The sequence below is a fragment of the Proteus genomosp. 6 genome (assembly GCF_040139785.1).
GTDB lineage: Bacteria > Pseudomonadota > Gammaproteobacteria > Enterobacterales > Enterobacteriaceae > Proteus.
On record NZ_JBEEVJ010000001.1, the window covers coordinates 250,424 to 270,777 of the forward strand.

At 38.8% G+C, this 20,354-nt stretch carries 17 protein-coding genes; 7 read left to right on the top strand and 10 right to left on the bottom strand.

Annotated features, from left to right (window positions below):
- Positions 1 to 48 precede the first annotated feature (48 nt).
- The 4 genes from ABN212_RS01080 to ABN212_RS01095 all read left to right on the top strand — a co-directional run bounded on the left by ABN212_RS01080 (position 49) and on the right by ABN212_RS01095 (position 3,336).
- Entirely contained in the window at positions 49 to 825 is a 777-nt protein-coding gene (locus ABN212_RS01080) for a ribonuclease T2 family protein (protein ID WP_069368615.1), read from the top strand.
- Positions 826 to 844: 19 nt separating this feature from the next.
- Positions 845 to 2,467, top strand: a complete 1,623-nt coding sequence (locus tag ABN212_RS01085; RefSeq protein WP_349442735.1) for a bifunctional metallophosphatase/5'-nucleotidase — start codon at positions 845 to 847, stop codon at positions 2,465 to 2,467.
- 337 nt (positions 2,468 to 2,804) lie between these two features.
- Complete coding sequence (locus tag ABN212_RS01090; RefSeq protein WP_198625981.1) at positions 2,805 to 3,035, top strand: ParD-like family protein; 231 nt, start codon at positions 2,805 to 2,807, stop codon at positions 3,033 to 3,035.
- Positions 3,010 to 3,336 carry a type II toxin-antitoxin system RelE/ParE family toxin gene (locus ABN212_RS01095; RefSeq protein ID WP_198625983.1) on the top strand — a complete coding sequence of 109 codons (327 nt, stop codon included), beginning with the start codon at positions 3,010 to 3,012 and terminating at the stop codon, positions 3,334 to 3,336. Before ABN212_RS01090 ends, ABN212_RS01095 begins: the two co-directional genes overlap by 26 nt.
- A gap of 144 nt (positions 3,337 to 3,480) precedes the next feature.
- Here the strand turns inward: ABN212_RS01095 and ABN212_RS01100 are convergent, their stop codons facing one another.
- The 3 genes from ABN212_RS01100 to sbcD form a co-directional block, all read right to left on the bottom strand.
- A complete protein-coding gene (locus tag ABN212_RS01100; protein ID WP_109371780.1) occupies positions 3,481 to 4,080 on the bottom strand; it encodes a nitroreductase family protein in 600 nt (199 codons plus the stop codon).
- Between the two features lie 158 nt (positions 4,081 to 4,238).
- Positions 4,239 to 7,940, bottom strand: a complete 3,702-nt coding sequence (locus ABN212_RS01105; protein WP_349442737.1) for an AAA family ATPase — start codon at positions 7,938 to 7,940, stop codon at positions 4,239 to 4,241.
- A complete protein-coding gene (gene sbcD, locus ABN212_RS01110; RefSeq protein WP_349442738.1) occupies positions 7,940 to 9,169 on the bottom strand; it encodes an exonuclease subunit SbcD in 1,230 nt (409 codons plus the stop codon). The genes ABN212_RS01105 and sbcD overlap by 1 nt, the downstream gene beginning before the upstream one ends.
- Before the next feature lie 221 nt (positions 9,170 to 9,390).
- Between sbcD and phoB the strand changes: the two genes are divergently transcribed.
- The 3 genes from phoB to brnQ all read left to right on the top strand — a co-directional run bounded on the left by phoB (position 9,391) and on the right by brnQ (position 13,218).
- A complete protein-coding gene (gene phoB / locus ABN212_RS01115; protein ID WP_023580900.1) occupies positions 9,391 to 10,080 on the top strand; it encodes a phosphate regulon transcriptional regulator PhoB in 690 nt (229 codons plus the stop codon).
- Between the two features lie 23 nt (positions 10,081 to 10,103).
- Complete coding sequence (phoR, locus tag ABN212_RS01120; protein ID WP_109371774.1) at positions 10,104 to 11,402, top strand: phosphate regulon sensor histidine kinase PhoR; 1,299 nt, start codon at positions 10,104 to 10,106, stop codon at positions 11,400 to 11,402.
- 478 nt (positions 11,403 to 11,880) lie between these two features.
- Positions 11,881 to 13,218 (top strand): branched-chain amino acid transport system II carrier protein, encoded by a 1,338-nt coding sequence (brnQ, locus tag ABN212_RS01125; RefSeq protein ID WP_198619333.1) that lies wholly within the window; start codon positions 11,881 to 11,883, stop codon positions 13,216 to 13,218.
- Between the two features lie 61 nt (positions 13,219 to 13,279).
- Here the strand turns inward: brnQ and ABN212_RS01130 are convergent, their stop codons facing one another.
- The 7 genes from ABN212_RS01130 to ABN212_RS01160 form a co-directional block, all read right to left on the bottom strand.
- The gene (locus ABN212_RS01130) at positions 13,280 to 14,566 is read right to left on the bottom strand and encodes a type II toxin-antitoxin system HipA family toxin (protein WP_198619334.1); all 1,287 of its coding nucleotides are present in this window, start codon (positions 14,564 to 14,566) and stop codon (positions 13,280 to 13,282) included.
- Positions 14,556 to 14,849, bottom strand: a complete 294-nt coding sequence (locus ABN212_RS01135) for a helix-turn-helix domain-containing protein (protein WP_198619335.1) — start codon at positions 14,847 to 14,849, stop codon at positions 14,556 to 14,558. The genes ABN212_RS01130 and ABN212_RS01135 overlap by 11 nt, the downstream gene beginning before the upstream one ends.
- A gap of 116 nt (positions 14,850 to 14,965) precedes the next feature.
- On the bottom strand, positions 14,966 to 15,934 hold the full coding sequence (ydhT, locus tag ABN212_RS01140; RefSeq protein ID WP_198619336.1) for a protein YdhT: 969 nt from the start codon (positions 15,932 to 15,934) through the stop codon (positions 14,966 to 14,968).
- A 25-nt stretch (positions 15,935 to 15,959) separates the two neighbouring features.
- Complete coding sequence (gene phsC / locus ABN212_RS01145) at positions 15,960 to 16,757, bottom strand: thiosulfate reductase cytochrome B subunit (protein ID WP_109371768.1); 798 nt, start codon at positions 16,755 to 16,757, stop codon at positions 15,960 to 15,962.
- The gene (locus ABN212_RS01150; RefSeq protein WP_109371766.1) at positions 16,754 to 17,425 is read right to left on the bottom strand and encodes a 4Fe-4S dicluster domain-containing protein; all 672 of its coding nucleotides are present in this window, start codon (positions 17,423 to 17,425) and stop codon (positions 16,754 to 16,756) included. The genes phsC and ABN212_RS01150 overlap by 4 nt, the downstream gene beginning before the upstream one ends.
- Positions 17,426 to 17,491: 66 nt before the next feature.
- On the bottom strand, positions 17,492 to 18,205 hold the full coding sequence (locus tag ABN212_RS01155) for a YdhW family putative oxidoreductase system protein (RefSeq protein WP_232799373.1): 714 nt from the start codon (positions 18,203 to 18,205) through the stop codon (positions 17,492 to 17,494).
- 22 nt (positions 18,206 to 18,227) lie between these two features.
- A complete protein-coding gene (locus ABN212_RS01160) occupies positions 18,228 to 20,330 on the bottom strand; it encodes an aldehyde ferredoxin oxidoreductase (RefSeq protein ID WP_109371762.1) in 2,103 nt (700 codons plus the stop codon).
- Positions 20,331 to 20,354: the final 24 nt, after the last annotated feature.

Below are 20,354 nucleotides of genomic sequence, written 5' to 3' on the forward strand. Positions count from 1 at the left end.
CCTTTTTGAACCAAAAGAGTAAAACTTATTGCTCTTTAAGGGGATTTTATGCGCTTTATGAAGCTATTACCTGCTGCTTTTGCTTTAGTGTTAGCAGGATGTGCAACGCAAGCACCTGAAATTACAGAACCATTAAAACCTCAAGCTAAATTAGTTGAAGGCGTATCTTGTATTTTACCTGATGCACCAACAGCACCTTACGACTACATTGCTTCTAATGATCGCTATGGTCAAAACAGTACAGCATCAACAGATTACTTTAAGTTAGCGATTAACTACTCACCCGCTTTTTGTGATTATAAAAGTAATAACATTAAGCGGTTAAATAACGACAATGAAAAAGATCGTGCAAAACGTGAGTATGATAAATTTGAAATCCAATGCTTCTCAGATAATAAATTTGGTTGGATTGTTCATGGGCTGTGGGCTGAAACCTGTGATGGTAAATCATGGGAAGAGTGCCGTGATTGGAAAGACATACGCAAGCATCCTCGTTTATGTAAAGGCGATTTACCACCTTTAGAATACTCTGCTATCAAACCTTATCTGTGTGATTCTCCGGGTATCGACTTACTACAAGGTGAGTGGGAAAAACACGGTGTATGTGCGTTTGATACACCAGATGCATTCTTTGGTAAACAAAAAGAGTTGTATGAAGCGTTAGTATTACCAGAAGGCCGTCCTTCAAACAGTGCATTGATTAAGTTCTTAAAAGAACACAATCCATCATTGAAGGATAAGGAAATTCAAATTAATCGAGATGAATTCTATATCTGTTATAGCAAAGATTTCGAAGTCATTGATTGTCCGAAACGTGAATTTTGATCTTAGGGATAAATTTTAAATGAACCATAAATATAAACTCGTTGCACTGGCAGTAAGCTCAGTCTTATTAGCTGGTTGTGCAAAGAACTACGACGAAGCTAATGTTGTTGATGTGCGTGTTATCGCAATGAACGACTTCCACGGTGCACTAAAAGCGCCAGGTCCAAACAAACCTGGTGGCATCGAGCACATGGCAACATTAATCAAAGAAATGAAGAAAGATAACCCGAACAACATCGTTGTTGCCGCGGGTGATATGGTTGGTGCAAGCCCACTGTTATCTTCAATGTTCCATGATGAGCCTTCTATCGAAGCATTATCATTAGCAGGCTTAGAAGCAACGTCTGTGGGTAACCACGAATTTGATAAAGGCATGGGTGAGTTACTGCGTAAACAGAACGGTGGCTGCCACCCTGTGACGGGTTGCCAAGGTCCAACTGAATTTAAAGGGGCTGATTTCCAATACTTATCAGCAAACGTAACTGTTAATGAAACAGGCAAAACGTTATTCCCTGAATATGTTATCAAAGAATTTAACGGTATCCCTGTTGCATTTATCGGTGTCACACTGGAAGGTACTGCGGCAATCGTAACACCTAAAGGTACTGAAGGTTTAAGCTTCCATAACGAAGCGAAAACAATCAACGCATTAGTGCCTCAGTTAAAAGCACAAGGTGTTCAAGCGATTGGTGTGTTAATTCACGAAGGTGCTGCACAACGTCGTGACGGTGGTCCTGTGAATATCAACGCATGTAATGGTATTACGGGTAAAGTATTAGGTGTTGTTGATCAATTAGATCCTGCGATTGACTTTGTTGTGACTGGTCATACTCACCAAGCTTATAACTGTACTATCAACGGTAAATCAGTGACATCTGCGCAATCAAATGGTGCAATGTTAACGCGTATCGATCTGAAACTAGACAAAACAACAAAAGACGTTGTTGACGTTGAAGCACGTAATATTTGGGTTGATAACCGCAAATATGAAAAAGATCCAGCCGTTACCAAACTGTTAGAAGCTTACGAAAAAATCGCAACCCCATTAGCTAACCGTATCATTGGTAAGTTAGAAGGTAATTTAACGAAGCAAACTAACGACGCGGGTGAATCTGCACTGGGTCAAGTGATCGCTGATGCGCATTTATACACTGCAAAACCAAAAGATGCGGGTGGCGCACAAATCGCATTTATGAACAGTGGTGGTATTCGTGCTGATATGACTGGTGGTGACGTTTCTTATAACGCAATCTACACAGTACAGCCATTCTCTAACGTACTGTTAACTCAAACCTTAACAGGTGAGCAAATCAAACGCCTGTTAGAACAACAATGGGATCGTTCACGTCCACAAGTGTTAGCAATTTCAGGTAACTTCCAGTACACATGGGATAGCAAAGCATCTAATGGCAACCGTGTTATCGTTGAATCAATGAAAATTGACGGTAAACCAGTAGATATGAAAGCGAACTACCGTGTTGTGGCTAACGAATACTTAGCAACAGGTGGTAGTGACTTCTCTGTACTGAAAGAAGGTAAAGATCCAGTTTACAGCGTGCCAGATGTTGATGCAGTCGTGAAATACTTTGCTGAGCAGTCTCCAATTGCTCAACCAAAAGCGAATAACATCACACGTAAATAACGTATTTTCATACGCCTTGTGAAAATCGCACCTCTTACGGGAGGTGCGTAAATAAATAAAGAGAGCAAAGTGTTGAACACAAAGGGTCCATCCCTACCTTTGTATTCATTACGCACTTTGCTCTTTTTTATGCTTTTTATTGGAGAATAAGTATTTTTTTAGTGAGCATGAAGGCATAAGCAACAAAGTTGGAATCTTTACAACATATCATCTGTGGTGTATTGTTGCGTTTAGCGACAAAAGATTTCATTTTTTGTCGTGAGTTATTAACATAAAAATTTATAGCGTTTTAATTCTATAAAGTTGTAACACCCGATAGGTATTAGGAGTGTAAATCATGGCTATTTCCGTAAGATTAGATGAAGACTTTGTCTCTGATGCTAAAATTCATGCGGAAGCGAAAAGCAGAAGTGTTCCTAAACAAATTGAACACTGGGCTAAAATAGGGCGTATAGCTGAAGATAACCCTGATCTGCCATATAGCTTTATCCAAGAATTGTTACTGGCACAGGCGGAAGTCGAAAACAAAAAGGTTTCTCGATATGTCCGAACTACAAAAAGAGATTGATGTCTATCAGTCTGTACGATTTGAAAAGGCAATGAAAAAGTTGCCTGAATCAGATGTGAAAATTATTGAAGATGAAATTGATCAAATAATTGATAATCCATTGATTGGTGAACAGAAAAAAGGCGATCTTACTCATCTTAGAGTACATAAATTTAGGCTTAATGATTTAACGGTATTGTTAGGCTACTCATGGGTTGCAAACAAGCTTGAACTGTATTTATTGCATATAGGTTCTCATGAGAATTTCTATGATGCTCAGAAAAAACAGCGAAAGACTGATCTAAAACTGATTAAAACATAAAAGAAAGGTGGCCTAATGCCACCTTTCTTTTATGTTGTATATGGGCAAAAAAAAGCCCACAGTGGCTGTGGGCAAGGAATGAAAGTAAAAAAAAGAGGGTATTACTTATTGCTAGGGTCTTTTGTCAGATGTCTGTTCTAACACTTATTTGAAGATTTTAAAGCGTGCATCATCTTCCATATAATTCTTTTCACCAGCCTCTTGTTCAATTGAACCAAAGACCATTTGAGCTCTTAGTTTCCATGTTTTTGGCAGATCCCAAGTTGCATGAACTTCGTCATCAATAATTGGGTTGTAGTGTTGTAATGAAGCACCTACGTTCTCTGCTGCTAATGCAGTCCAAACAGAGAGTTGCGCCATACCACTTGCTTGTTCTGACCATACAGGGAAGTTATCCGCATACAATGGGAATTGTTCTTGAAGACCTTTTACGATATCAGTGTCTTCAAAATAAAGAATTGAACCTGCGCCTGCTGCAAAGCTATTAATTTTCGCTTCAGTTGCACTAAATGCTTCTGCGGGTACTAATTTTTTCAGGGTATTTTTAACGATATCCCACAGTTTTTGATGTTGTTCACCAAACAGAACAACAACACGAGATGTTTGTGAGTTAAATGCAGTTGGGCTCTCTTTAACCGCTTCTTTGATAACTTCAGTGACTCTGTCTTCGCTAATTGGAAGTTGATTACCTAAATGATAAATTGTTCTACGTTTTTTCATTAAATCAGTAAATGCGTTAGACATGATTGTCTCCTTGATAAATTTAAGCGCTTAAAGCGTGTCTTAGCTTGAGCTAATCTATGGACATACTATAGGGCTTAGTAGTGATTTATTGATATATAAAAAATTTAATCAGTTACGTCAAAATATTCGACCTAGTTTTTAACGACTTGATTTAGATTCTATTTATCTACATATCTAAACTCAGGAGCAAGCTGGCTAATACCTAATCCTCCCGCTTTCTTCACTTTAATTTGCACTGGAATGCGCTCTTTCATGGCTTCTACGTGACTAATTACGCCAATAATTTTTCCAGATGCGTTAAGGCTATCAAGAGCGTCTAATGCAATATCTAAGGTATCAGGATCTAATGTGCCAAAGCCTTCATCTAGAAAGAGTGATTCGATTTGAGTTTTGTTACTGACCAAATCTGAAAGCGCTAAGGCGAGCGATAAGCTGACTAAAAAACTTTCGCCACCAGAGAGCGTGCGAGTATCCCGTAGCGCATCAGCTTGCCATGTATCGGCAATTTGTAATTCAAGGCTTGCCGGTGTTTTACGTTGCAAGAAATAACGACCATGAAGCTTTTCTAAACGACGATTAGCCAAATAAATTAGATGATCAAGCGTTAAGCCTTGAGCAAAACGGCTGAACTTATCTCCTGATGCAGATCCCACCAATTCGTTTAAGTAACTCCAATCATCAAAGTGAGATTGCTGTTTCGTTATTTTGTCGAGTAAGGCTTGTTGTTCTTTGCGTTTTTCTTCATCAGTACGCAGCTGCTCTTGAATGCGGAATTTGGTTTCTTGTATATGAGCCAGCTGTGTTTCTAGTGCTAATAAATGTGTAGTGATTTGTTCAATATTTTGCTCAGTCGATAACAACGGTTGTTGTAACAAGTGCAGCTGATATGCCTTTTCTTGAGTGTCTAAGCGAGTTTTTTCTTGCAATAATCTATCAAGTCGTTGTTTTTGCTGTTCTTGTAAACAGTTTCTTTCTTCGACTGATAACAGAGAGGCTAAAAATGCATTTTCATCAGCAAACGGACTGTTTTTTAACGCATGTTGATATTGTTCAATAATGTTTTGTGAACGCGTTTGTAACCGTTGTAGTGATTTTTCATTTTCCTGATATTGACCAATAAGCTGATTTAAACGGATTTCGAGTCGGTTTTTTTCTTCGCTATATTGCTCAATTTGTTTTTGTAACAATTGACTCTGTTTATCTAATTCATTACGCGCATCTTCAGTGGTTTGTGTCCCGAATAACGCTTGGCGTTGTGCTTTGAGCTGTTCTTGTTGCTGATGTAGTTGTTGTAAATGGATTAAAACAGCATCAAGTTCTTTTTGAATTTCAGATAAATAGCGTTTTCTTTCTTGCAGTGTTGATAACAATTCGCGGATTGTTTGTTGTAATTCGTGATGTGTTTTTAAGGTTGATTGATATTGTTGGCTCTCTTTTTTACGCGCAATAAGCCATTGAATTTTATCTTCACATTCCTGTAATTCATAACCTTGCTGTTTGACAAGAGATTGAAGCTCCTGAGTTAACTGGGTTTGTTGTTGAAGATATTGCGTTGTTTGTTGTTGTTTATTGATGACTTCTTTTTGTTGTTGCGCAAATTCATTTTGCTGATGAAGGATCGCTTGCTGTTGTTGATTAAATTGCTCTTTGGTATCAGATAGCAGTTTGTATTCTTGCTGAATTTTGGTTTCTAACGCTTTATAGCTGGATTGTTTTTGTGTGAGTAAATTGTCTTTTTTCTCAAGCTCTGCATCCAATTTAGCCAAAGCATCTTCTTCGCAATCAACATCAGGTAATGTGTGCGTTTGTGCTAAGGTTCGCCATTGTTGTTTTAATGTCGCTATATCTTGGGTGAGTTGCTCAAGATCTTCATTAAGCTTTTCGTTTTGAGCTTGATAGCCAGCACACTGTGTTTTTTGTTCCACTGACTCTATAGTTAATGCATGTACTTGCTGTGTTAAGGTATCTAACCGTAATTTTGTTTCATCAGTTTGAATTTCTTTATATTTTTCAACATAAGGATGCTCGGTTGAACCACAAACAGGACATGGGGTATCTTTAACTAAACGTTGTCTCTCTTCTTCATATTCTGCTAACTTTCGTATTAGCAGATAATTATCGTTTAAGTCTTTAAGATGTTGTTCTTTCTCTTTTAAAGCAATGTCATTTTTATGGATGCTTTCAGTCAGCATTGCTATTTTTTGCTGATTTTCTGAATAGCTTTTTTGGTATTGATATTCAGTTTTGATATTGCGTTGTAATTGGGTTTGTAATCCCATTAGTTTAGCGAGTGCATTTCGTTGTTGTGAAATTTGTTGCAAACGATGAGGGATATCCGCAATAGCATCAGCTTTATTTTGTTGCTCAAGTTGTGTTTGTAATTCGCTTAATTGTTGTTGCTGTAAGTTAAGATTGTACTGTTGCACTTCTAGCGCTTTGGTCGCTTTTTCTAATTCGAGTTTAAGTAAGCATTCTTTTTCTTGTTCTGCTTTTTCACTTTTCTGGCTAATTAGATATTTCTCTGTAATTTCATCATATTGCTCAAAATAACGTTGCCATAACGGTAAATTTTCAGCCAGTTGAGCATGAGCTATATGCTGATTTAAATATTCGTCTAATTCATTAAATTGTTTTTGTGAGCCAGCTAATTTGGCTTCTGTTAACTGTATTTTTTCCAGATATTCTGATTGCGTTTTTTCTAGCGTATTTTTTTGCTGTGTTTTTACTGAAATATCTTGTTGTAGCAAGATTAACTGATTATCTAATGGTGCTACTTTTTCACGTATAAGCTGCAATATTTGCTGTTTTTTTTCATCGTGCTGTTTAAATGTGTTACGAGCCTCGATTAAATGCTGATTAATAGGTTGGCTCTGTTGTTCAATAAGCTGTTTTTCTGCTGTTAGTGTTGAGAGTTGTGACTCAATATAGGTTTGTTCTTTTAATAGACGATCCTTTTCATCATAAATTGGGCGGATTTTTTCTGCTGGTTCGCTATTTTCAAGACGTTGAATATCGGGTTTGGCAGCAATTAACGCTTCTTGTGCTAAGTTAACTTCGGTTTGTGCTAATACTTTGTTTTTATTAAGTTCAGTTTCTTTTTCTTGCCACTGTTTTGCTGCTTGATATTCCTGCTGTTCTTTTTGTAATCGGCTCTCTTTGGCAAAAAGATCGGTTTGTTCAGTTAATAATGCTTGGCGAGCATTTTCATCTAATAACGCCATCATTTCGGCTTGCTGTTTTAGTGTTTTTAATGCTTGTTCTTCTTCACGCCAATGTTTAAAGATAGATTGGGAGATATGGCGATAAATATCTGTGCCAGTGAGTTCTTCAAGTAATTCAGCACGAGATTTATCATCTGCATTTAAAAAAGCCGCAAATTGTCCTTGAGAAAGCAACATAGATTTAGTGAAACGATCAAAATCAAGGCCCGTAATATTAATGATCATCTCTTTCACTTGGCTTATTTTGCTTGCTAATATTTTGTCTTCGCCTCCTGTTGTATTTATTTTAACAAGTTCAGCCTGTGGCGCTTGAAGATTGCCATCTTCTTTATAATTAGCTCGGCGTTGTTCCCAAAATGCTCGATAAGCCACACCTTTGACTTCAAATTCGACTTCGGTCAAACACTCTGCGGTATGACGTGTCATTAATTCATTTTGTGATTGCGTGACTTTATCTAATCGTGGAGTTCTATGATAAAGCGCCAAACTAATCGCATCTAACAGCGTGGTTTTTCCTGCACCCGTGGGGCCTGTAATGGCAAATAATCCATTGCTGATAAAAGGCTCTTGGTTAAAGTTAATCTTCCACTCGCCTTTTAAGGAGTTAATATTTTTAAATCGCAGACTTAAGATTTTCATTATGCTTCGTTATCCTCTTTCTCTGCCATTTCAACTGCTTGTTTAAATAATGTTGTTAAACGAGTTTTAGTTTCTTCTGAATCAAACTCATGCTGTTCTAAACGTCTTTCAAAAACATCATAAACGGTTAATTCGGTCAGTGTTTCGTTCTCATTTTGAGTGAACGCTTGGCGTTGTTTTCTCGCTCTTCTTAATAAGATCACATCAAAAAGCGGATCGTTAGTTAGCTCTTGAATACGGGTTTGTATATCACTGAGATAATCTTGTGTTGAAACTTCGATATCCAACCAAATAGTGGTATCTATTTCACCGTATTGTTTTTTTAAATCCTCAAGTTGTATCGCTATCTCTTTTAATGAACCACTGATAGTGCGTAGTAACTGAAATTCAGGAATAGGTAATAGTGTGAGGTTAGTTAATTTTTCTTGCTCAAAGTCGATAAGACAGACACTTTTCTGTTGTCCGCATTCATCAAAACTTAACGGAATAGGGGAGCCACTATAACGAATATGACCTGATTTATTCACCACTTGAGGGCGATGAATATGACCAAGAGCAATATAGTCAAATTCAGGAAATAGGGTTGCTGAAAAGGCTTCTAAGGTGCCGATATAAATTTCACGGACGGAATCGGTCACACTCGCTCCAATTGTGGTGAGGTGACCCGTTGCAATAATGGGAATATCGACATTTAATTGCTGACGTAATTCGAGAGCTGCTTGATATTGAGCTTGATAATATTCAGCAATCGCTTCTTTTAAGGCTGTTTGTTTTTCAGCACCTGATTGCCCACTTTTACTGCTGATCATGTCTCTAGGGCGTAGATAAGGGATTGCACAAAGTAATGCTCCTGGAATGTTATCTTTTTGAGGAAGAATTAACGGAGCTTGTGGTGTTTCAGCATGAACATTGGCAATAACGGTCGTATTTAAACACGCCAACAGTGATTTTGATTCATTTAGTGTTGCCACCGAATCGTGATTACCACCTAGAATAACGAGCTGACATTGTGTATCTCTAATAGCAACAACAAAACGGTTATAAAGCTCTCGGGCATAGCTTGGAGGGGAGCCAGTATCAAAAATATCACCCGCAACAATCAGAGCATCGACTTGGTAATGTTTAATTTGTGCTAATAACCAATCAAGAAACTGTTGGTGTTCTTTAGCTCGAGTCTTAGTAAAAAAATATTGCCCTAAATGCCAGTCTGATGTGTGAATAATCCGCATTGCTATCCCTCTTTTTTATCTGGTGAAGAGTATAGCGCACCTTGCTTTTTTAGTGAAAACTCAACAATAACTCCCTTTTTTGAGTGATATTTCACCAAAAAATGATTTATTTACCTTAACAACGGGGATCTATTTCAGTAATGTTAAGGCTAGTCATAAATCTGTCATAAAAGTGCATCATAATCATTTTGACCCTCTATATACATTACACAGGATAGAGTATGGCAAGGCGTATTCTTGTTGTTGAAGATGAGACCGCAATTCGAGAGATGATCTGTTTTGTTTTGGAACAAAATGGTTTTCAACCTATTGAAGCAGAAGACTATGATTCTGCATTGAGTTTTCTTATCGACCCTTACCCTGATCTGGTTTTATTAGATTGGATGATCCCTGGTGGATCAGGCTTGCAGGTAATAAAACAGATGAAGCGGGAAAGTAATACCCGTGATATTCCCATTATTATGCTAACGGCAAAAGGGGAAGAAGAAGATAAAGTCCAAGGCCTAGAGACGGGCGCTGATGATTATGTTATCAAACCGTTTTCACCTAAAGAGCTTGTTGCTCGAGTGAAGGCGATTTTACGGCGTTTATCACCGATGTCAGCGGAAGATATTATTGAATTCAATGGACTCGGTCTTGATCCTGTTTCTCATCGAGTGACAAGTCAAGATAAGCCGATTGATATGGGCCCCACCGAATTTAAACTCCTACACTTTTTTATGACACATCCTGAACGCGTATATAGCAGAGAACAACTGCTAAACTACGTTTGGGGAACCAATGTTTATGTCGAAGACCGTACTGTTGATGTGCATATTCGTCGTTTACGTAAGGCTATTGAAGAAGATGGCCATGACAGAATGATACAGACAGTACGTGGAACGGGATATCGTTTTTCTGCCCGTTTCTAAGTCAATATGGGAGTAATCGTCAGGTGTTAGAACGACTATCGTGGAAAGCCCTCGTTTGGGGGCTATGTCTATTTTGCTTGCCTGCCTTTATATTATCGCTTTTTATTGGGCATCTTCCTTGGTTGCTGGTGGCATCGCTTCTCAGTGCCCTTGTGTGGCATGCCTATAATTTGCTGAAATTATCTAAATGGTTATGGTTAGATCGCTCTGTATTGCCTCCGGAAGGGAGAGGGGGATGGGAGCCTATTTTTTATGGTATTCGACAGACCCAACAACGTAATCGTAAACGACGCAGAGAATTAGGCGACTTAATTAAACGTTTTAGAAGTGGGGCTGAAAGTTTACCCGATGCTGTTGTGATGATGACAAATGAAGGGAATATTTTTTGGTGTAATAGTCTAGCTCAACATCTATTAGGCTTTCGTTGGCCTGATGATAATGGGCAAAATATTTTTAACTTATTACGTTATCCTGATTTTTTGCACTATTTTACCGCAGGTGATTTTAGTCGCCCCTTAACTATTTCACTAAATAATGGCTCTATTGTTGAGTTTCGTGTGATGCCATATAGCGAAGATCAGCGCTTGATGGTGGCGCGCGATGTAACAGAAAAAAATAAACTAGAAAACTCACGACGTGATTTTTTTGCTAATGTCAGTCATGAGCTAAGAACACCACTAACCGTTATTCAAGGTTATCTTGAGATGATGGAAGAAAATAGTGTAGCAAAACCCGCAGAGCATAAGGCGATAGTTACGATGCAAGAGCAGGCTAAACGTATGGATACGCTTGTTCAGCAACTCTTACAGCTTTCTCGTATCGAATCTGCTCCTCATATTGATTTAAACAAAATTGTTGATATTCCTGCCATTTTGGCTTTATTACAACAAGAAGCGAACTCACTAAGCCAAGGTCAACATCAGATTGTTTTTGATGTTGATGAAGAGTGGGCTGTTCGTGGTAATGAAGAGCAATTGCGTAGTGCTGTTTCTAATTTAGTGTATAACGCCATTAATCACACTGAAGAGGGTACAACAATCAAAGTGAGTTGGAAGAAAATACCCCAAGGTATGCTATTTAGTGTTTCAGATAATGGGGCGGGGATCAGCGCTGAACACTTAACACGTTTAACAGAGCGTTTTTATCGCGTAGATAAAGCTCGCTCTCGTCATTCTGGCGGTACTGGTTTAGGTTTGGCGATTGTGAAAAAATCGTTGCTTCATCATCACTCTCAATTGAATATTGAAAGTAAAGTAGGTGTTGGGAGTACGTTCTCTTTTATCCTTCCTCAAACATTGCTTACTGCTAAAAAAACACACTAGCAGAATGTCTTTTTTAAAGCCTTTATCACTTCTATTCAATCAGTGATAAAGGTTTTTTTGTCCTTTTTTAATCTTTTTAATATCAATAAAAACTAATATCGTAGCGTTAAATTTTAATATTATTAATTAATGGTAACTTTAAATGACGCTAATATTCAACATTATTGGTGATAAAATGCACAAATCATATCATGCATATTCGATGATATATGACAGTTATAACTAGCTCTGAAAAATAGTTTAGATGATTCTTCTGGTTTTTAGATTGGCTATTGCCTTTTTTCATTATAAAAGTTTTACTTGTGACCAGTTATCGGCAATTTTTTCTATTTAGCACCTAATTGCTCTACATGAAATGATTATATATGGATATTATCCTGAATAATGATGGTATGAGCCTAAATAGATATTGTTGATTTTATGTTGCGCTATATTGGCGTAATTTAACCATTATTGTAACTATATATTAACAAAACTTATGGCACATAGATTAACTTCCAGAGATATTCTGGCATTAGGGTTTATGACATTCGCCCTCTTTGTTGGCGCTGGCAACATTATTTTTCCTCCAATGGTGGGGTTACAATCAGGCGAATTTGTTTGGACAGCAGCAATTGGCTTTTTGATCACAGGGGTAGGTTTACCTGTTTTAACGGTTGTCGCATTAGCAAAAGTCGGTGGTGGTATCGAGGCATTAAGCACACCTATTGGTAAATCAATGGGATTATTATTAGCTATTGTTGCCTATCTTGCTGTTGGACCTCTTTTCGCAACTCCTCGTACTGCAACGGTTTCTTTTAAAGTGGGTATTGCCCCTTTAGTGGGTGATACAGAAATGTCATTGCTGATTTATAGCATTGCCTATTTCTTAATTGTGATTGGTATTTCACTTTATCCCGGTAAGTTATTAGATAGTGTTGGTCATATTCTTGCGCCTATTAAAATTCTGGCATTAGCAGTATTAGGTGTGGCTGCGGTGTTTTGGCCTGCTGGTGGCGTGATCCCTGCCACAGATGCTTATCGTGAAATGGCTTTCACTCAAGGGTTTATCAATGGTTATCTCACCATGGATACCTTGGGGGCGATGGTTTTTGGTATCGTGATTGTTAATGCTGCCCGCTCTCGTGGAATAGATAACTCTTCATTATTAACACGTTACACTATGTGGGCGGGTATTATTGCGGGCGTATTATTAACAGCTATTTACTTAAGCTTGTTTAAATTAGGCTCTAGCAGTGGGAGCATTATTCCAGGGGCGCAAGATGGTGCTGATATTTTACACGCCTATGTTCAGTACACTTTTGGTGACTTCGGTAGCTTCTTCCTTGCTCTACTGATTTTCTTAGCCTGTATGGTGACGGCAGTTGGTTTAACTTGTGCATGTGCTGAATTTTTTAGCCGTTATTTGCCCATCTCTTACCGTACATTAGTGTTGATTTTAGCGATATTCTCAGCGGTTGTTTCAAACTTAGGATTAAGTAAACTGATTGCGTTTTCGATTCCTGTGCTGATTATGATTTATCCACCTTGTATTGTGATTATTTTGATGAGTTTCACTTTACGTCTGTGGAATAATCCAAGCCGTATTATCGCGCCAGCGATGGCTGTTAGCTTATTTTTCGGTATTTTTGATGCAATAAAAGCCTCTGATTATCTGAAACATTTATTACCAGAGTGGGCAACTAAATTGCCATTAAGTGAGCAGGGATTAGCATGGCTCATTCCTGTATTGGTGACAATTGTTGTGTGTGGTATTTACGATAAGGTTGCAGGCTCACCGAGTAAAAAAGTGATCCAGACTGAAGTGACTAAATAAGCGATAAAGTACATTGATTTAAACATAAAAAGGGAAACGAAAGTTTCCCTTTTTGTTGGAATTAAAGTAAGTGCTGGTTCTCTTTTAAACGGTCAGCCAGTGTTTTTTCTATATCTGTTTGTACTAATTTTGATACATCATATTCTTTGGCAAGTGATGAGAATCGAGCAATAACATCAACGGTATGATGAATATACGCTTGTGCTTGTTGCCAACTTTCAAAACCAGCTATTTCAGCAAGCTGCTTTATTGTATTTAATGGTGGCTTTTTACCATACCCGCCAAATGAAGTGATATGCTCATTTCTTGGATTGGGGTTATAGGTCACATCATAAAAAGGTGCCGGCTCCCAGTGCCCATCATCATATTGTAGAAATGACCAGTTTTTACTGTGATCATCTTGATTAGAAGCGAATAGATTAAAAATAGCTCGTCTAAACTGGAGTTGTCCGGCTGAAACTGATTTGCATAGTACGCGGTTTACTTTGATTAAATCTTCGTAATCCAAAGAAGGTAGCCTAAAATCAGCATCTAATAATCCGCATGCACTGTGCATGATTAAACGCCCTGATTTACCTGAGCTATTTGTGACACGATCAAAGCGTTTTAGCGCTAACCAAGATTTTCCATCACTGTTTTTAGGAACATCAATAAGTTGCCATTGTGGGGGATTGAGCTCTAGCTCTTTTGCTAGGATGAGATAGATCGCTTCACATAGCCCTTCATCGTGGCCAAGAGGTAAGTTCTTAGACGTAAATTTGATCAGCCATGATTCATCACCTTCTTCTTCATACGTTTTACATTGATTAAAATCCCCTTGCTTAAAATAAAGCAACGCTTTAGGTCTAGCTCCGCCGGAGCTACCAACAATAGCAAGTTCAGATAAAACAATTTCCGTTTGACCATCAAATACAGCTTGTGCTTCTAAACCTAAATTAATTAAATCAACTTCAAACTGTTCATCTATTTGATAGTCAGAGACTGGTAAATAAGATAATCCTCCCATACCTTTATTACCAACAAAGGCTAACCTATCCATCGTTGTAATTTCATGCGGTTGTATACCATGTTGGCGGAATATTCTATCTTGCAATAAGCGTCCCCATCCATCAGGTAAACTATCTGAGAAAAGCCCTTGCAAATTGCCATGAGGTTTTTTAGGTGCTATTTGTAAATCCGTATTATTCTGTAGATTAAAAGGTGAACTATTACCAAATTGTGTTAGGTAATGCGCATCATATTGAAAAAATACACCACTATGGTTTTGTACCAATGTTCCCATTAAAACAGAGTCACCTGTAGATAACGTCCGTGTCACATTTAGCTTTTGGATTGGCTTAAAACTCATCTTGTAATACCTCTTCAATAGTCCTTGGCATACGTGGTTTATTCACTTTCTTAGGATCAACAACCGCATAAAGATTATTTAAATCATCAAGGCATTGCCAAAGTAACAGTAACTGGCGTAGTGAAATTTTACCTTGTAATTCAAACTTTTTGATAGTTGAAGCAGGAACTGTACTACGCTCGGCAAGTTGTTCGCGTGACCATTTTTCTTTTTCACGCAACTTTCGTAAATGAGAGGCAAAGGCTCGACTAACATCGAGATCAGTAAGTAATGTGAGTTTCATTTGTTAGCCTCAAATAGATACTATAATGTCTAATTATAGCAAAAAATAGCTATTTTGGACATTATAGTATCTATTTGATTTAAGAGTAGAGCAAACAGTTTAGCTTAGATTGCTCATTAATTTTTATCTGTAGAATACTGTTTTTCTGCCACAGGCTGTTGGTTTTCATCTAAATAATAATGAACTCCAGCAACAATATCATCTTCACCTTCATAGAAAATTTTAAAACGAGTGCGATTGCCATCATGATAAGCAATAACTGCACTACCGCCTTTTCCTAAGCAGAATTGATGTAGATTACCTGTTGAGATACAAATACTGTCGTCGCCAGATACCGTGACTTTACAATTATCACCAGTATTAATCGCGACAGAGTTTTGTCCGGTTACGTTGATTTGTGCTAAATCACCTGTGTTAGTGACTTTCGCGCGATCTTGCGAGGCAGTAATAAAATTACGCATGCCACTGTTTGCGATATGAACACCATTACCAGAGGCATAAATTTTGACATCATTGCCGCTATTACAAATGCGAGAGCGTCCACCTAAGCTGCCAATACGACATTGATTACCCGTATTACATACTTTTCCTGCAAAACCCGTATTCATCAATTGATTACTATAACCTGTGTTGGCAATGCTGTTTTCATCGCCAGAAAAAGCCACAATATTATTACTCCCACACAAAGCAAGATCGGTACTTAATTGCTGACTTTTTAAGATCAATTGATGCCATTCGGTAGAAAATTGAATATTTTCAGATGTTGGCAAAGTATTGTGATATGGCAGGCGTTGTAATGACACGCCTTGTTGTTGTTCATTGCCGAGCAGGAACAAGATGTTTTCCATGACTTCTTGTTCCTGTTTGGCAAAGGATGCTTCACTAAAATGACGTAAATAAATATATTGAATAAAACTCTCTATCCACTGTGTACGGCGCTGTTTTATTAACTCACTATGGATAGCACTGTAAGTGCCTCCATCAGGAAAATAACGTAAAAACCAACGATAAAGTGAAGTTGAAACATGCAGTTGTCGTAAGTCTTCTTTTGTTAATGTGATATTTTCCTTTGAAGGGACTGACATATAAGCTCCTTAATCCATGTATCAATTAGTGTCTGTGGTAACCGTCAACCATACTGCGAAATGTTTGGAACGGGGTTCTGCCTGTTGTACACAGATACAGGTGACCAAGAATAAAAAAGACACTACATACGGCTAATACTTGGTGTGCGATCAATAGCCATGCTTTAAACATCACTGCATCAGCAGGAATAAATGCTGGATTTTGCAGTAAAACGCCCGTTATCAAAAGGAGTGGGACTAATGCGTACATCACACCTAAATAAGCCATTTGTTGCAGTGGATTAAATTTAACATTCGGTGTTGCTGGGAAGGGGTGATCTTCGCCTTTGATAATGCCGTAGAGGTAAAAACGAACTTGCATTAAGGTGCGTTGTAACCAATTTTTGCCATCAATGCGGTAAAACTTGCCATTACCACCAACAAGGTTAATCAGTACGAAGGATAACCAGCAAACTAATAGTAGATAACCACAGATTTCATGCACGCTAACTAATAATGCCGTATCGTGTGCAGAAAGTAGGGCGAAATGGTTAATGCCACCACTGAGAAGCAACAGAATAAATAAAGAGGCATTACTCCAGTGCCACAAACGCACTGCTTTAGAGTAAAGATAGAGCTTCTCTTCTTTATGAGACTCACCGTGTGGTGTGGCAAAGCGATAACGCAAGAAGCCATGCAGTGCGAGAACAAGCAACATCCCCACTAAGAGCACCCCTGCAACAATTAACCAAAGTGGTAAATAGTCAGGCGTATAGATTAAGACATACTCTTTTAGTGAGGCTTGAAATTGCTCGGCATTTGGCATGATATTAACTGCACTCATACTTTACCCTCCTCTTGAGAATGAGGCCCTACACGACGATAGAGATGTGGTTTTCCTACGCCATCGAGTTGATAGATATAGTAATCATGTGTTTTGAGCCATTCTTGAATTTGAGGGCTGTCTTCTCTACCAAATAACAAGGCATTTTGTGGACAAGCGCTCACACAAATCGGTGGGAAACCTTTTTGTAATCGAGACTCAAGACAAAAATCACATTTATCAGCAACATGTGTCACAGGGTTAAGATAACGGACTTGGTATGGGCATGCTGATATACAATAGCTACAACCAATACATTTCTCTTTATTAACACGAACAATGCCATTGGTTTCATCACGCCAAGATGCACCCGTAGGACAAACTGGGATACAAGGGGCGTCTTCACATTGCTGGCAAGAGTGTCTAAAAAAATGGTATTTATCGTTATCTTCTTTGAGGCTTAATGGAATATGAGCAATATCCATTCGAGCCATTCCATTGGGTACTTTATTTAATCGACGACATGCAGTGGCACAGATATTACAGCCATTACAGAGCGTCTCATCGTGGATCATGGCATAGCGGATAGGTTTTTTTTCTGCAGTTGCTGCAAGCGCACTTCCTAGTGGCGCACTGAAAAAAATGACCGATCCCATACCTGCTACAAATTTACGGCGAGAAACACGCATTATTTTTGCTCCTCAGTCTGATGATGTTGTAATACCCACATCGAATTTCGTTGATAAGGCAGAACGTTAAGGATTTTCATGTTGTTCTACCTCAATCCATTCAGTTAAGCCTCGTGCTTTGCCGTAACTCATTAACGTATTGCTAAAGAGATAAGGGGCATCGTTGGACGCTAAAACTTGCTGAATATCCTGAAAATCAGGGTGAGTTTTCATCAGTGTCAGTGCATCTTCAATCTCTGAAGCCGTGTACTGAAAAGGTTCAGACATCAACATGCTTTGTTTCAATGGTCGAGGATAGGTTTCACATTCAAAACGAACCACACCTGCAATTGCTGTACAAATATCCGCATAGCGGTTTAGTAATTGCAGTTGTGCGAAGTTATCTGACATAAATTCATCTGAGTAGAAATAATCCTCGCCATTGAGACTTAAATGGGCGATATCAATAAACTCGTCGCTCTTTAACGCGGTTTCTAACTGCGCAATATCTTCTTCTGTTAGAGAATAGGGCGCATCATACAGCGTTGAAATTGCTAATAGTTCACCTTCTTTTGAACATTGACGTATCGCATTCGCTAGATGTTGTTCGGCAGATAATTCTGCTATCTCTGCAACGGGTTCTTCTACGATATCCGTTGAGGTGTTAGCACTACGTCCAACACCGGTTTCTGATAGTGGCAGTAACCAACGGCGACGAGAAATATCAGGTTGCTCTAAAGCAATATCTGCATCATCAGCGATATCTTGTGGTATAGAAGCCGATGCACTTTGTTCTATCATCATGATCTCCTTCTTTTACCTATTAACTTGGTAATAAACCACGAGACGCTAAATCATCTGCAACATCTTGTAATCCAAGGCGAACTAAAGTTTCTTTTGTTGGGCAACCTAATTTAGGGTCCCAGCCCATTTCTTCATAGAACATGGTGAGAGAAAGCTGCATATCTTCTCTGTCCATTTTGTCTGTACCTTCAGTAAAGACAGGAATATCAGGATCTTTATCAAATACCCATGAACAGATTTGGTCATGCTCATTGCGCATATCCATAGTGTTCATTAATTTAACGGTATAAGCACGGTGTAAGGTGAAGATACGCTCTGAGGCTAAATCCAAATCTTTAGATGTGGTTGGTTCACCTGTGATCGCCGTGAAGAATTTGGCTTCCATTTCAAGATCACCACGATAGTTACGGCTCTTATGAGGGGAAACCGTCATCGGCCACACCCAGTTACATAAAGTGACGGCATCGTGTAAGCAACTACGTAAGAGAGTCCATTTGGTATAAGCAATTTTTGCTTTATTAATTGGTGTGTAGTTTTTGGTTTCATCAAAAGCATCACCAGAGCCAAATAGCTCACCTGCAATCTCTTTTTGCAATTTCAGCGGTAAACCACTACCGATATAGTTGATATGGGTATGTGTCATCGCGTCGCGGTTAAACATACAGTTAACGATAGAACCAACTTGTGCAGAGGCTTCATTGGCGTGGTGAATTGGGAAGCCCATTGGTGACCAAAGTTTATTTTTCTTGTTACCCCAATACTCTTCACCTAAATTCCAACGCTGAGCCATCAGGTAAGATCCATCGGCAAGGTGGCTAAATTCACCTTTACGATGCGCTAAACGGTAATAGAAATCTTTGATAAATTCTGGGTTACCTTCTTCCAGTTTATCCCAAGGAATATCGTTATATTCTTCTTCAGAAAGCACACGTTTAAAGACGCCGTGGGTATAACAATAAGTGAAGTCACGATGGAGTTGACCGTAGTTACACCATAATCCCATATCATCAAAAATATTCAGACCAACAAGATTACCAACAACGTTGCCATCCCCTTTTTTCTCAACATCTTTAGGGCCATTAGGGAAAATGGTGGTGTGAACAAAGTTTGCAACGCAGGTATTACCCCCAGTTTGCGGTACACCAAATTTTTTCGCTTGTGGAACATTAAGCTGCGCCATACAACGAATAGGGCAAGAGTGGCAACCTCCCATTTTGACCGTGTATTCTTCAGCTTCAGGACCAAGGTCAAAGGTGGATTTCATGGTTCTAAAACCAACGGTATTGATATCACCAGGAGGAATTTCACCCGTTTCGATAGGTCCGCCTTCAGCCGCACCCCAGAAAAGTCCTTTGCGTGCAGTCCAGCGAGAACCTGGATGAGAATATTCAGCCCATGATTGTGGTGTGCTTGGTACAACGTGGTTATTATTAGAACCAATTAATTGCGTCATCATGTAGTCGTTAAGTTCTTTTAACGCTTTACGATCTGCAACGTTAACGCCTCGGCTACCTTCGACAACAATCGCTTTTAATTTTTTTGCGCCTAACACTGCACCAACACCCGCACCACCACTGTGATTACGGCTATTAATAATGCCAGATAACGGGACTAAGTTTTCACCCGCAGGACCAATTGCGGCAACACAGGCTTCAGGGCTAGTTTGTGCGCACAGCTCTTCTGTGGTTTGACGAACGCCTTTACCCCATAAGAAAGAGGCATCTTCAATAGAAACTTGGTCATCATCGATATGGATCCAAACAGGTTTATCTGATTTACCTTCAATAATCAGAGAGTCATAGCCTGCAAACTTCATCCATGCTGCGAAAAACCCACCCATATGAGCGTCAACAACGAGGTTGCCACGAGTAAAGGTGGAAAGAGAGGTGATATTGACGCGAGAGCTACAAGGTGCGCCAGATCCAGTTAAAGGACCTACTGCAAAAACAACTTTGTTTTCTTCATCAAAAGGTTTAACGCCGGGAGCAACCTCTTCGTACATGATTTTGTAGCCAAAGCCCATACCACCAATCAAGAATTTATACTTGCTTGAGCTTTCACGAGTGATGGCACCGGTAGTTAAATTGATTCTTAGAATATTTCCAGTCCAGCCGTTAGTCATAATATTGCTTCCTAATCTAAATGT